Genomic DNA, 13123 nt, shown 5'->3' on the forward strand with positions numbered 1-13123 from the left:
CGGTCGCAAGGGTCCGTCTAGCTCAAATTGTGAACGCTCACAAGGCCTCGCCGCAATAGGTTCACAATCACACGTCACCTAGAGGGTGTTCGGCTTTCAACTCAGGCATTTGGCCGGGATCGTCGAACAACCAGTATCAAAGGAGACACAATGCGCCGTTTGCCCACCGCCCCTTCTCTCGCGCCGGCTTTCCTAGCCCTTGCCCTCGGCACGGCCTTCCTTCCGCTGTCGCCGTTTTCGGCAACGGTCGCCTCTGCGCAGGAAGCCCGCACGCCGCGCGAACCGATCATCAGCGTGTCCGGTGAGGGCAAGGCCGCGGTCGCGCCCGATATGGCGATCCTGTCGCTTGCCGTCGTGAGGCAGGCAAAGACCGCCGATGCGGCCGTCTCCGCCAACAACACGGCAATGAGCGAAGTGCTCGCCGCCATCAAGGCTGAAGGCATTGCCGATCGCGACGTCCAGACCAGCAGCTTTGCGATCTACCCGCAATATCGCCAGGTAGCCCCGAAGGACGGCATCGAGCCGCCGCAGGAAATCATCGGCTACGAAGTGTCCAACACGCTGACGCTTAAGGTGCGCGATCTCGAAAAGCTCGGCGGTCTGATCGACAAGACGGTCAAGCTCGGTGTCAACCAGGGCGGACAGATCGAGTTCACCAATACCAATACCGACGAAGTGATGACGCAGGCGCGCAAGGCAGCCGTTGCCGAAGCGCTCGCCAAGGCAAAGACGCTGACGGAAGCTGCCGGCGTCAAGCTCGGCCGCATCATGGAGATCAGCGAGAATTCGGCACCGCCCATGGCCCCGCCTATGATGCGCATGACAATGGCAAAGGATTCCGGCAACGGCGTCCCGGTGGCGGCCGGCGAGACCAGCTACACGGTCAACGTCAACGTCGTGTTCTCCATCGATCCCTGATCGGATCGCTTCAACGACAAAACCCCGCCCGGCGAATGCCGGACGGGGCTGAAGATAGACTGGGACGCTTTAGATCCGTTAGCGACGGATGAGCGGGCAGCCCCGCACATTGGCAAACACGACCCGGTCGCGTCCGCGGCGGTCGACGCCGACGACGGTCACGCTGCGGCGGGAGATGTCGACGACGCGGGTACGGCGCAGACCCATCGCTTCGGCGCGACGTTCAGCCAGGCGCGGCGAGCAGCCGACGGGACGCATGTGGCGCGGGCGCTCATAGCGCGGCGGGTGATGCGGACGCCAGTCGCGCTCACGGTACTGTACGAATTCAGGGCCGGCGGCGGCGGCGATTGGCGCGGACGCCGAAATCCCTGTCATGGCGATCAAGGCTGCAAGGCCGGCCTTCGCCATCAGGCGTGTGATTGTAGTCATCTTTTGCTTCTCCTGAACCTGTCACCGGTTGTCCGGCTGTCTCGCGCCGGCCTTTCGGGCCAACGGTCGATGCAACTCTATCCAACCCAGCTGAATGCCTGCAAAACCGATCATTCAGTATTTGTTCATTTGGAAAACAACGATCATCACGACGAAAGGTGCAGCACGATCTCGCGCCTGTGCGGGCTGTCGCGGTGCTCGAAGAGATAGATCCCCTGCCACGTGCCGAGCACCAGCCTACCGCCGGTTATCGGAATGCCGATCGAGACTGCCGTCAGTGCCGCCTTGATATGTGCCGGCATATCATCTGGCCCTTCCATTGTATGGCTGACCCAGCCCATCGAAGGATCATCCGACGGCGGAACGAGGCGGGAAAAGAACGCATTCAGATCGCGCTTCACGTCCGGATCGGCATTTTCCTGAATGATCAGCGAACAGGACGTGTGGCGAACGAAGACGGTCAGCAGGCCCTCGTCGCGCCCGGCCTGGCGCACGAAGCGTTCGGCTTCATCCGTGAACTCGTATAGCCCTTGGCCTCTGGTCGAAATCTGGATCGCGGTCTGCGGCATCGAAATTCTCTTGTCTGCTTGAAGATCAAAACTCGGGAAAACCGCGCTTGCGCCATTCCGAGCGCGGCACGAGGCCACCCAGATTCATCGAAAACGAAACGATTTTCGTGGCATCGGCATCGACTTCGCAGCGGAAGCTGACATCATGCCACTGGCCTTTGGCGCGAAAGCCGATATTGCGCGCCTCGAGAACCGTCCCATTGGGCAGCTTCGGTGCGGGCAAGACATCGGGATTGTAGGCGGGCGAGCCGTTCTGAAGTTGCGCGCTGAGTTCCGACGAGCAGAGCTGCCCTGCCCGAACGCCGCGCGGAATGCCGGCCATCGCGACGGTCGCCAGCGCATCACCGGTATCGCGCGCGGAAAACAGCGTTCTGACAGGCTTGAGATCGCCGGCGGCAGTGGATGGTTTCGGCGGCGCCGGCTTTTGCGTCGGCACGGGTGCGGAGGAAGGCGGCCCTGTAAAGAGCCCGGCCGTCATCGCATCAGGAGACGCACCGCCGGCAGGTCCGGGCATTCCCGACGGATCGGAGCCTGGAACACTGAGCTGCGGTGGCGTCATATTGGTCGGCACCGGCGCTTCTGCTGGCGCGCCCTCGCCCTGTCCGTCGGTACCCGCCGTCTGTGCAGGCTCCTCAGGCGCTGGCGGATCGGCATCGGTCGCAGCGGGCGCTGGCGTATCCTCCGCAGCATTGCCGTCAAGCGCCTGGCGCGGACCGCTATCCTTTTCGCCAAACTGGAACACAGGCCGCAGTGCGGACATCGGCGGCGCTGACGCCTGCTTCTCCTCCTCGGCCGGTGTCGGGCTTGCAGGCGGCGGCGGCGGTGCCGGCTGCTCGGCCTTCTGCGGTGCCTCGGGCTCTTTCGCTTCTTCCGGCACCTTTTCTTCGGGCGGCTTTTCTTGAGGCTGCGGCTCTTCGGGCTTTGGTTCTTCAGGCTTGGGAGGCTGAGGTTCCGGCGGCTTCGTCTCCTCCGGCTTTTCGTCCTGCGCAGGGGAAGGCGGCGGAGCAGCTTCCGGTGCAGAAGCCTTGCTCGCCGAAATCACGGGGTCCTCGAGCGGATCTTCCTGAGGCTTCTGCTCGGGCGGCTTTTCCGGTGGCGGCTCTTCGGTCTTCGCCTCTTCCTTGAGGTTCAGCTCGTCAGGCTTCTTCGCTTCTTCGACCGGCTCCTGCTTGTCCTCTTCCGGCGGCGGCACAATCTCCACCTGGACGGTTTCCTCCTCGGGAACCGCATTTGTCGGCAGCGGCAATTTGACGAGGAGCGCGCCCGCGATGATCAGATGCAGAGCGACGGACGCACCCAGCGCCGTTGCGATCACCTTCTTATGCGGGGCGGGAGACATATCCGGCATGGCTCCCATGTAGGATGGTTCGCGGGCATGATCGAGCCCGGCCCGATCACAACATCAATAAAAAAGCCCGGCACGTCATAACGGCCGGGCTTTTGATGGGTCTGGTCCAGCGATCAGCTGTCGAGGAACGAGCGAAGCTTGCGGCTCCGGCTCGGGTGCTTCAGCTTGCGCAGCGCCTTCGCCTCGATCTGGCGGATACGTTCGCGGGTGACCGAGAACTGCTGGCCGACTTCTTCGAGCGTGTGGTCGGTGTTCATGCCGATGCCGAAGCGCATGCGAAGAACACGTTCTTCACGCGGCGTCAGCGATGCGAGAACCCGCGTCGTCGTTTCACGAAGGTTCGCCTGGATGGCGGCATCGATCGGCAACAGCGCATTCTTGTCCTCGATGAAGTCACCCAGATGCGAATCCTCTTCGTCACCCACAGGGGTTTCGAGCGAGATCGGCTCCTTGGCGATCTTCAGGACCTTGCGGACCTTTTCGAGCGGCATGGCCAGCTTCTCGGCCAGCTCTTCCGGGGTCGGCTCGCGGCCGATCTCGTGCAGCATCTGGCGCGATGTCCGGACGATCTTGTTGATCGTCTCGATCATGTGCACCGGAATACGGATCGTGCGGGCCTGGTCGGCGATCGAGCGGGTGATTGCCTGCCTGATCCACCAGGTCGCATAGGTCGAGAACTTGTAACCGCGACGGTATTCGAACTTGTCGACGGCCTTCATCAGGCCGATATTGCCTTCCTGGATAAGGTCCAGGAACTGCAGGCCGCGGTTGGTGTATTTCTTGGCGATGGAGATGACGAGACGAAGGTTCGCCTCGACCATTTCCTTCTTGGCGATCCGCGCTTCGCGCTCGCCCTTCTGCACCATCGACACGATCCGGCGGAATTCGGTGATCGAAATACCGGTTTCGGTGGCCAGGCTCTGGATCTCCTGACGGATATCGCGAATGGCGTTGAACTCCGCCTTGGCGAAATCCTTCCAGCCGCGTGCCGACAGATTGGCAATCGACTTCATCCAGTTCGGATCAAGCTCGGCACCCTGATACTGTTCCAGGAACGAGTCGCGCTTGACGCCGTAGGATTCAGCCAGACGCAGAAGACGACCTTCGTTCTGCATCAGGCGCTTGGAGATGTCGTAGAGCTGTTCGACAAGGCTTTCGACGCGGTTCTGGTTCAGCGACAGCGACTTCACTGCCGTGATCAGCTCGTCCTTCAGTTCCTTGTAGCGGCGCTCCTGAGCGGAAGACAGCGTGCCGGAGGCGGCAAGCCGCTGCTCGACCTGCTGGTCCTGAAGCTTGCGCAGCTTCTTATAGGTATCCGCAATCGTGTCGAGCGTTTCCATGACCTGCGGGCGCAGTTCCGCTTCCATGGCGGCAAGCGAAAGGTTCGACTCGTCGTCGTCCTCTTCCTCTTCTTCCAAGCCCTGGTCACCGCCGACAGCGGTGATGTCGTCATCGTTGGCAGCAGAGAAACGAGCCTTGCGGGTCTTTTCCTTTTCCTCGGCAGCCTTGCGGTCCGCCTCGATCTTTTCCGGGCTCTGGAACTGTGGCGCAGCCTTCGCCTCGGGACCCGAATAGGTCGTCTCGAGATCGATAATCTCGCGCAGCAGCGTCGTGCCTTCGTTCAGTTCGTCGCGCCAGATGATCAGCGCCTGGAACGTCAGCGGGCTTTCGCACAGACCGGCGATCATCGTCTCGCGGCCGGCCTCAATGCGCTTGGCGATCGCGATTTCGCCTTCACGCGACAGAAGCTCGACCGAGCCCATTTCGCGCAGATACATGCGGACCGGATCGTCGGTACGATCGGTGGGTTCTTTCTTCTTCGCCGTGGCAAGAGCGGTGCTGGACGTCGGGGCAAGTTCGCCGCCTTCGCTCTCTTCGCTCTCGTTGGAGTCCTCCTCCTCGGTGGTGGCCTCCTCGGCTTCTTCATCTTCAACGACGTTGATGCCCATGTCGGACAACATCGCCATCGTGTCTTCGATCTGTTCGGAAGTGACCTCTTCGGACGGAAGGACCGAGTTGAGCTCGTCCATCGTCACGTAGCCGCGCTTTTTCGCGGCTTTGATCATCTTCTTGACCGCGTCGTCAGAAAGATCGAGAAGCGGACCGTCGACCGAGCCTTCGCGCTCGGTATCGGCTTCTTCGTTTTCTTTGACTTTAGTTGCCATGTATGTCGTCGCTTTCCCTGAACGCCACTGCGCAGCGCTTCGTGGCCTGCGGCGGAGGGCAAAAGCCACACCAGCCGCGAATCAATATCCAACTCGTAACGGAATGACCTTTAACTCCCGATTACCATCGGCGACCGCTACTCGCGGGGACCGCCAGAACGAAGATGCCGAACATCGCCGCGGCGCTAGACCCACTCCACCAATATTGCCCGAAATGGTGATTCCCACAAAATAACGCTTCGTCAAGTTCTTCCAAAGCTTGTGCCCAGGAAAAGTGGAAATTACCTTACGACCATGTCCCCGTTGGCGGTACTCCCGTCATATTGAAGCCATATGTAAGCGGTGCACAATGAAAGACAAGAGCCCGCCGCCCGGTAAAAACCCTTGGCTCTACCCGAAATGCGCGGGATTGACGCCATTTTCCGATGCGTTGCAACAATACAGTGATCAATCAAGAGCTGTATAGACCACTCCACTCGCGCTGTTAATCCATCAGGCGACCAATTCAACACGGTTTAGTATCTGCGCAGCTCTCCTTTATCCGTGACTGACGGCAGCGCCCTTGACGCGTCCTGACAGAACACCGAAGCCGTCGATGATCGCTTCCTGGTTTTCAAGCCTGGAAATTTCATTCTGTACCTCCAGAAGTGCACGCAGCAGGATCTCGGCACGCTCGGCCTCGTCCTCGGTCATCTCCGCGAGTTCACGCTCCAGCTCGATCTTCTGCCAGCGGAGCTCCTTGTTTCTGGAATGCAGTGCCCGGGTCTGACGGTAGGCTTGCAGCGAATCCTGCGGATCGGCCTCTTCCGTCGCCGTCCACAGTCGCGCATTGCGGATCTGCTGGTTCATTGACTTCAACAGTTCCTCAAAGCCATTCTCGCCGAGTTCCCGTTTCAGTTCCTGCACCGTCAAACCGGCACCGGCCTGCCCGACAATAGTCAGCACGCAAGACCACATCCGCTTCAGATCGCGGTTCTCGAATTCGATCGAGGCGATCTCGTCATACTCGTTGAGCAGAAGCTGCGGATGATGGACGATGGTCAGCGCCAGCACGCTTTCTCGCAGGGCCGGAAGGTCGAGATGTCCCCGCACCAGCCCCGATCGCGTCAGGCGGTCGGAAACACCCATTCCGCGCCCCTGCTGCTGGAACGACGATCCACCCCGTCCGCCGGCCGCACCGCCTCTGCCGGACCCGCCGCCTTCGCGCTGCTGGTAGCTTTGACGACGATCGCCACCGCCGCCATTGCGCTGCGGCTGGAACAAGCCGTTGAGACGATCGCGCACATTCTGCTGGTAGTGACGGCGCACACTTTCGTCGGCAATCACGGAAACGATCTGCTTGAGCCTTGCCTCGAGTTCCGCCCGCTTTTCCGGGGTCTCGAAGGCGGCACCATTGGTTTCCCGCTGCCAGACCATCTCCGCAAGCGGACGCGCCTGCGCGATCACGCCATCGAACGGCGCTCTTCCCTCGTGCTTGACGAGATCGTCCGGATCCTTGCCGTCTGGAAGCAACGCGAACCGCACCGAGCGGCCGGGCTTGATGGAGGGAAGTGCCAGATCCGCAGCACGGTTTGCAGCACGGATACCGGCACCATCGCCATCGAAACACAGGATCGGTTCCGGCGTCATCCGCCAGAGCAGCTCCAGCTGGTTTTCGGTCAAGGCCGTACCGAGCGGCGCGACGGCATTCTCGACGCCCACCTGGCTGAGCGCGATCACATCCATATAGCCCTCGACGGCTATGATCGTGCCCGGCTCCTTGGATCCCGGCCCTGGCTGGGCCGCCCGCCTGGCGCGGGTAAAATTGTAGAGCACCTGACCCTTGTGGAAGAGTTCGGTATCCGGCGAGTTCATGTATTTGGCCGGCGCATCCGGCGCCATCGCTCGTCCACCAAAGGCAATCACCTTGTCGCGCGACGACAGGATCGGGAACATGATGCGGTCGCGGAAATAGTCGTAGGATACGGCAATCCCCTCGCCATGACGCACCAGCCCGCAGGCCTCGATCTGCTCCTTGGCCACACCCTTGCCGGCGAGGAACTCCTTGAGCGCATTGCGGCTGTCCAGCGCATAGCCGAGCCGGAAATTCTCGATCGTGCGAGCCGTCAGTCCGCGGTCGCGAAGATAGGCGCGTGCCTTGGCGCCGGTTGGGCTCTGCAACTGGTCCTGAAAGAAGCGCGTCGCCATTTCCATGACGTCGAGAAGCGACATCCGCTCCCGTTCACGCTTTTCCGCCTGCGGATCGGGTTGCGGCATGGCGATACCAGCCATATCGGCGACCTGCTGGACGGCTTCTGGAAAGTTCAACCCTTCCAGATCCGTCATGAAGCGGAAATGATCGCCCGATACGCCACAGCCGAAACAGTGGTAGCGACCCTTGCGGTCCTCGCAGTGAAAGCTCGGGCTTTTCTCGCCATGGAACGGGCAGCATGCCCAGAAATCGCCGCGCGCAGCATTGGTCTTCCTGCGATCCCAGGCGACACGACGGCCGATCACCGTCGAAATCGGGACCCGGTCCCGAATCTCGTCAAGAAAACTGTTTGAAAAGCGCATGTCTACCTCACGGGTCAGACGTCATATTAAGGCTCAGTGCACGGGAACGCCAGCCCAGCTGCAAATCATGCCCGCTATTCACAGGCCGCCGTTCACGCGCCCCCTCGCCCGATCAACCCACAGAAATTAACGAATTGTAACTTGCGGTATGCGGGTTCCCTGCATAGCCTTGAGCCGGACAATCGTGCCGTCACGCGCTCACCCTGCGGGTATCGGCCTCACGGATTGCTCTTCAGGACGGCGGCCGGCAATGATTGCAGGCGATCGTTCTCTCCTACCGGTGGCATGTCCGCGGTCGGCCGATGGGAGGCGTAGAAGAGCAAAAGGCGGGAACTCCATGAAGGACTTCCCGCCTTTCTCGTTTTATGCGTAGCGGCTAGACCTCAGCTCAGCTGCGCCTTGATCGTGCCGGACGCCTTGGCGAAATCCATCTGGCCGGCATAGCGTTCGCGCAGAATGGCCATCACCTTGCCCATGTCCTTCATTCCAGCAGCACCGATCTCGGCGATGACGGAAGCGACGATCTCGCTCGCCTTCTCGTCGGAAATCTGTTCCGGCATGAAGGATTTGATGACGGCGATCTCTTCGCGTTCCTGTGCTGCAAGTTCCGGGCGGGCGTTGTCTTCGTAGATCTTCGCCGACTCCTCGCGCTGCTTCACCATCTTCTGCAGGATCTGCAGGATTTCGTCGTCAGTGGCAGCGTCCTTGCCGGTGCCGCGATTGGCGATGTCACGGTCCTTGATGGCGGTCTGGATCAGCCGCACGGTCGAAAGCCTGCGGGTTTCCTTCGCCTTCATCGCTTCCTTCATCGCTTCGGAAAGCTTCTCGCGCAACATGGCCTGTCTCCTTGAACGTCGCTCGATCCGCAGCGGACCGATCTTTTGCGACGTCATAGAACAAGCGTGAACGGCGATCAAACGTTTTGCCGACACGGCAAAACTCACCGATTGCCGGCCTTTGCGCCCAGCTTTCTCATAAACGGCAATTGACCCGCTGTTCTGCCTTGTTTATGTCGAGGACCTGCACAACAATTGGATAGTGGGCCGCAAGCGGGTTTCCGCGCGCCCTTTTCTGCGACGAGAGATGACCTCGACACCCTGTTTTCCGTTTCGGGAAACGGGCCGCTGGGGCAGAAGGATGGATATGACCGCGACCACCCCTTGGACCACGAAAAAACCCACCGCCGTTCTCGTGCTTGCCGACGGAACCGTGATTGAAGGAACAGGCATCGGCGCGACCGGCAAGGTCACCGCCGAAGTGGTGTTCAACACCGCCCTCACCGGCTACCAGGAAATTTTGACCGATCCGTCCTATCTCAGCCAGATCGTCACCTTCACCTTCCCGCATATTGGCAATATCGGCACCAATGACGAGGACATCGAAGACCTGACGCCCGCTGCCCGCCGCGGCGCCGTCGGCACGATCTTCAAGGCCGATATCACCGAACCCTCGAACTACCGCTCGGCAAAGGACCTCGACGCCTGGCTGAAGAGCCGCGGCGTCATCGGCCTGTCGGGCATCGACACGCGCGCGCTGACCGCCTGGATCCGCCAGAACGGTGCCCCGAACGCCGTGATCGCCCATGATCCGAACGGCAATTTCGACATCGAAGCGCTAAAGGCCGAAGCCAAGGCCTGGAGCGGCCTCGAAGGCCTCGACCTCGCCAAGGAAGCAACCTCCGGCCAGTCGTCGCAGTGGACCGAAAAGCCATGGGTCTGGAACGAAGGTTCAGAAGAGCTGAAGGCCGAGGATGCCAAGTATCACATCGTCTGCATCGACTACGGCGTGAAGCGCAACATCCTGCGCCTGTTCACCGGCCTCGACTGCAAGGTCACGGTCGTGCCGGCACAGACCTCGTCGGAAGACATTCTTGCCCTGAAGCCGGACGGCATCTTCCTGTCGAACGGCCCGGGCGATCCGGCAGCCACCGGCGCCTATGCTGTCCCCGTCATCCAGGACATCGTCAAGACCGACATCCCGACCTTCGGCATCTGCCTCGGCCACCAGATCCTCGGCCTCGCACTCGGCGCCACGACCGAAAAGATGCACCAGGGTCATCACGGCGCCAACCACCCGGTCAAGGATCACACGACCGGCAAGGTGGAGATCGTGTCGATGAACCACGGCTTCGCGGTCGACTCGAAGTCGCTGCCGCAGGGTGTTGAGGAGACTCACATTTCGCTGTTCGACGGCACCAATTGCGGTCTGCGTCTGTCCGGCAAGCCGGTCTTCTCCGTCCAGCATCACCCGGAAGCATCGCCCGGTCCGCAGGACAGCCACTACCTGTTCCGCCGCTTCATCAACATGGTGCGCGAGAACAAGGGAGAGGCAGCGCTCGCCGAGCGCTAAAACCTTCTCAAGTCACGGTTTCAATCAGATGGCTCGCTGCTCTCAGCGGGCCATTTGCTTATGGCGCTGCAAAAGAATCCAGAACCGTCCGCACAGGAAGAGAGCTGCGGCGGCAAGGCCGATCACGAAACCGAACCAGACACCCTCGCCGCGATAGCCGAGCGGAAATGCGAACACCCAGGCGCAGACGAAGCCGATCGGCCAGTAGGCGATCAGCGCCAGCAGCATCGGCACTTTCGTATCCTTCAATCCGCGCAGAAGCCCGGCCCCCACGGCCTGCAGCCCGTCCACCAGCTGGAAGATGCCGGCAATGACAATCAGCGGTGTGGCGAGCGCGAGCACCGCAGCGGCGTCCGGCTGGCTGGTGTCGAGGAAAAGCCCCGCAAGCGCGCCCGGCATCACGGCGTAAAGGACACCACCGATCGCCGTGAAGATGATGCTGACGATCAGCACGGCCCCGCCGGCCCTTCGAACACCGACCATGTCGCCACGACCGTTGGCAAGACCGACCCGAACCGTTGCAACCTGCGCCAGACCCAGCGGCACCATGAAGGCGATCGAGGCAAGCTGCAGCGCAATCCCATGGGCGGCAAGCTCGAGCTTGCCGATACTGCCCATCATCAGCGAAGCCGCCGCAAACAGGCTGGTTTCGGCAAGGATCGTGAAGCTGATCGGCAGTCCGAGCAGGAAGACTTCCCGAACCATCGACCAGTCAGGCTTCCAGAAGCGCACGAAGAGTTCATAAGCGCGCATGACGGGCTGCGCCTGCACATAGGCAATCGCGATCAGGAAGCCGACCAGGTTGGCGGACACAGCAGCGATCGCCGCGCCATGAAGACCCAGCTGCGGCGCTCCGTAATGGCCGAAGATCAGCAGATAGGCGACAATCGCGTTCATGATGAACATGCCGATCGTGATGTAGAGAACGATCCCGCCCTTCTCCAATCCGGTCACGAAGCTGCGCAGAGCCATCAGTCCGAGCGCCGGGAACATGCCCCATTGCGCAATCCGCAGATAGCTCTGCGCATTGGCCGCGACATCGGGCGCCTGACCGAGGCCGAGCAGCATCGGTTCGCTAAACCAGAGCAGCGGCGCGACAACCGTGCAATAGGCAATCACCACCCACAGCCCCATGCGCACCGACCGGCGCACGCCGATCCTGTCGCCGTGGCCGAGCGCCTGCGCAACCAGCGGCACGATGGCACTGGTAAACCCGGTGCCAAAGATGAACACGACGAAAAACAGCTGCGTTGCGATGACCACGGAGGCCAGTTCGGTCGTCCCAAGCCAGCCGACCAGAATGACGTCAGTCGTATGGATCGCCATCTGCGCAAGCTGGGCTCCCACCAGCGGGATGCCGAGCGCAAACGTGCCGCGCAGATGCGACGACCAGGAACGATCCGTAATGACGGCGTCATGCGGCGCAGATGCACCGGCAGTGTTCGGCAAGCCCGACATCGATAAATCCTACAAATGGAAAAAGCCGCTTCCAGAAACGGTCAGCGGCACGGTACCCTGCCTATAAAGAAGGCATCGGGGTTCATCAAGGCTCGGCACCGATCCAGCAAAAATTGTAGGGCGAAGTTCACTAACGTTGATGGGTGACGTGACAGGTCTGACGGACCGATCGATGGGAGGATGGTGCGGCAAGGATTCTCGGCCTTGTCCATCGCCGCCGGCTGGTGCCGAATGCAGCCCGGCATAGGCCCCGGCTTTGCGCAGTCGAGCACGCCGAAACCGGGAAAGTGCGGGCGATCGGTTTCGCCGCCCACACGATTTTTCGAAGATTGATCTCTAAATCACGGCTCTGCTGCTCGCCGGAGCAGCAGAGATCACTGCTCAGACATTGCCCGAGAACGTGTCGCAGGCCTTCATGTCGCCGGTGTCGAAGCCCTGCTTGAACCAGCGCATCCGCTGCTGCGAGGTGCCGTGGTTGAAGCTTTCCGGGACGACATAACCCTGACTGCGCTTCTGCAGCGTGTCGTCTCCGATCTGCTGGGCGGCGTTCAGAGCCTCCTCCAGATCGCCGCTTTCGAGAAAGCCCTTTTGTTGGGTCCGCTTGCCCCAAACGCCGGCAAAGCAGTCCGCCTGAAGCTCGACGCGAACCGACATGCGGTTGGCCTCGGTCTCGCTCATATTCTGCCGCGCCTGGTTGAATTTCGGCAATACGCCGAGCAGGTTCTGGACGTGATGCCCGACTTCATGCGCGACCACATAGGCCTCGGCAAAATCGCCTCCGGCCCCAAGCCGCTGGCTGAGTTCCTTGAAGAACTCCGTATCCAGATAAACCTTGCGGTCACCCGGGCAGTAGAACGGGCCGCTTGCCGACGACGCAAAACCGCAGGCAGACCGAACCTGACCGCCGAAGAGAACCAGCGTCGGCTCCTCGTAACGAGCGCCGTTGCTCTGGAAGATTTCGTTCCAGGTGTCTTCGGTATCAGCAAGGACGGTGCGGACGAAACCGGTCATCTCGTCTTCAGCCGGCGTACGCGGCGCCTGCTGCGTGGTGCTGGTGCCCGTATCCATGCCGGTATCGCCGCCCGACAGAAGCGTCAGCGGATTGATGCCCGTGACCCAGCAGATGATCAGCACGACGACGATGCCGCCGATGCTCAATCCACCACCGCCACGTCCGCCGCCACCGATCGGGATGCGGAAACCGCCACCGCGGCCACCCATCGAGGCACCCCGTTGATCCTCGACATTGTCGGATTGCCGACGCCCTTTCCATTCCATATCGCACCCCAGGTTCTAATAAGTTCGGTCGGAAATGATCCTTGACGACGATATAG

At 61.2% G+C, this 13123-nt stretch carries 10 protein-coding genes; 2 read left to right on the forward strand and 8 right to left on the reverse strand.

Annotated features, from left to right (window positions below; translation table 11 throughout):
* The first annotated feature begins 150 nt into the window (after nt 1-150).
* A complete protein-coding gene (locus J3A65_RS11715; RefSeq protein WP_062455912.1) occupies nt 151-918 on the forward strand; it encodes an SIMPL domain-containing protein in 768 nt (255 codons plus the stop codon).
* 78 nt (nt 919-996) lie between these two features.
* Here the strand turns inward: J3A65_RS11715 and J3A65_RS11720 are convergent, their stop codons facing one another.
* The 6 genes from J3A65_RS11720 to J3A65_RS11745 all read right to left on the reverse strand — a co-directional run bounded on the left by J3A65_RS11720 (nt 997) and on the right by J3A65_RS11745 (nt 8818).
* Nucleotides 997-1338: a hypothetical protein gene (locus tag J3A65_RS11720; RefSeq protein WP_113110862.1), complete on the reverse strand. Its 342-nt coding sequence runs from the start codon at nt 1336-1338 to the stop codon at nt 997-999.
* Nucleotides 1339-1493: 155 nt separating this feature from the next.
* Complete coding sequence (locus J3A65_RS11725; protein WP_092660426.1) at nt 1494-1916, reverse strand: secondary thiamine-phosphate synthase enzyme YjbQ; 423 nt, start codon at nt 1914-1916, stop codon at nt 1494-1496.
* A gap of 25 nt (nt 1917-1941) precedes the next feature.
* The gene (locus J3A65_RS11730; RefSeq protein ID WP_209901331.1) at nt 1942-3264 is read right to left on the reverse strand and encodes a DUF930 domain-containing protein; all 1323 of its coding nucleotides are present in this window, start codon (nt 3262-3264) and stop codon (nt 1942-1944) included.
* A gap of 113 nt (nt 3265-3377) precedes the next feature.
* Complete coding sequence (gene rpoD / locus J3A65_RS11735) at nt 3378-5429, reverse strand: RNA polymerase sigma factor RpoD (RefSeq protein WP_062455900.1); 2052 nt, start codon at nt 5427-5429, stop codon at nt 3378-3380.
* 537 nt (nt 5430-5966) lie between these two features.
* Nucleotides 5967-7982, reverse strand: coding sequence for a DNA primase (dnaG, locus tag J3A65_RS11740; RefSeq protein ID WP_209901333.1), 2016 nt, complete (start codon nt 7980-7982; stop codon nt 5967-5969).
* A gap of 383 nt (nt 7983-8365) precedes the next feature.
* Nucleotides 8366-8818: a GatB/YqeY domain-containing protein gene (locus J3A65_RS11745; protein WP_062455897.1), complete on the reverse strand. Its 453-nt coding sequence runs from the start codon at nt 8816-8818 to the stop codon at nt 8366-8368.
* A 307-nt stretch (nt 8819-9125) separates the two neighbouring features.
* Here J3A65_RS11745 and carA point away from each other — a divergent pair, with 307 nt between their 5' ends.
* Nucleotides 9126-10331, forward strand: coding sequence for a glutamine-hydrolyzing carbamoyl-phosphate synthase small subunit (gene carA, locus J3A65_RS11750; RefSeq protein ID WP_113167658.1), 1206 nt, complete (start codon nt 9126-9128; stop codon nt 10329-10331).
* A gap of 42 nt (nt 10332-10373) precedes the next feature.
* On the opposite strand, the gene J3A65_RS11755 is transcribed toward carA, so the two are convergent.
* Both J3A65_RS11755 and J3A65_RS11760 read right to left on the reverse strand, forming a co-directional pair.
* Nucleotides 10374-11789 carry an MATE family efflux transporter gene (locus tag J3A65_RS11755; RefSeq protein ID WP_209901335.1) on the reverse strand — a complete coding sequence of 472 codons (1416 nt, stop codon included), beginning with the start codon at nt 11787-11789 and terminating at the stop codon, nt 10374-10376.
* Nucleotides 11790-12170: 381 nt separating this feature from the next.
* Entirely contained in the window at nt 12171-13067 is an 897-nt protein-coding gene (locus tag J3A65_RS11760; RefSeq protein WP_062576881.1) for a neutral zinc metallopeptidase, read from the reverse strand.
* Between the last annotated feature and the right edge of the window lie 56 nt (nt 13068-13123).

It is taken from the genome of Rhizobium sp. PvP014 (genome assembly GCF_017876855.1).
GTDB lineage: Bacteria > Pseudomonadota > Alphaproteobacteria > Rhizobiales > Rhizobiaceae > Neorhizobium > Neorhizobium soli.

Excerpts from the sequence above, each read along its gene's own strand:
- rpoD (WP_062455900.1), bottom strand. The coding sequence starts at position 5,429 with ATGGCAACTAAAGTCAAAGAAAACGAAGAAGCCGATACCGAGCGCGAA.
- J3A65_RS11725 (WP_092660426.1), bottom strand. The coding sequence starts at position 1,916 with ATGCCGCAGACCGCGATCCAGATTTCGACCAGAGGCCAAGGGCTATAC.
- dnaG (WP_209901333.1), bottom strand. The coding sequence starts at position 7,982 with ATGCGCTTTTCAAACAGTTTTCTTGACGAGATTCGGGACCGGGTCCCG.
- J3A65_RS11715 (WP_062455912.1), top strand. The coding sequence starts at position 151 with ATGCGCCGTTTGCCCACCGCCCCTTCTCTCGCGCCGGCTTTCCTAGCC.
- J3A65_RS11730 (WP_209901331.1), bottom strand. The coding sequence starts at position 3,264 with ATGCCGGATATGTCTCCCGCCCCGCATAAGAAGGTGATCGCAACGGCG.
- J3A65_RS11755 (WP_209901335.1), bottom strand. The coding sequence starts at position 11,789 with ATGTCGGGCTTGCCGAACACTGCCGGTGCATCTGCGCCGCATGACGCC.
- J3A65_RS11745 (WP_062455897.1), bottom strand. The coding sequence starts at position 8,818 with ATGTTGCGCGAGAAGCTTTCCGAAGCGATGAAGGAAGCGATGAAGGCG.
- carA (WP_113167658.1), top strand. The coding sequence starts at position 9,126 with ATGACCGCGACCACCCCTTGGACCACGAAAAAACCCACCGCCGTTCTC.
- J3A65_RS11760 (WP_062576881.1), bottom strand. The coding sequence starts at position 13,067 with ATGGAATGGAAAGGGCGTCGGCAATCCGACAATGTCGAGGATCAACGG.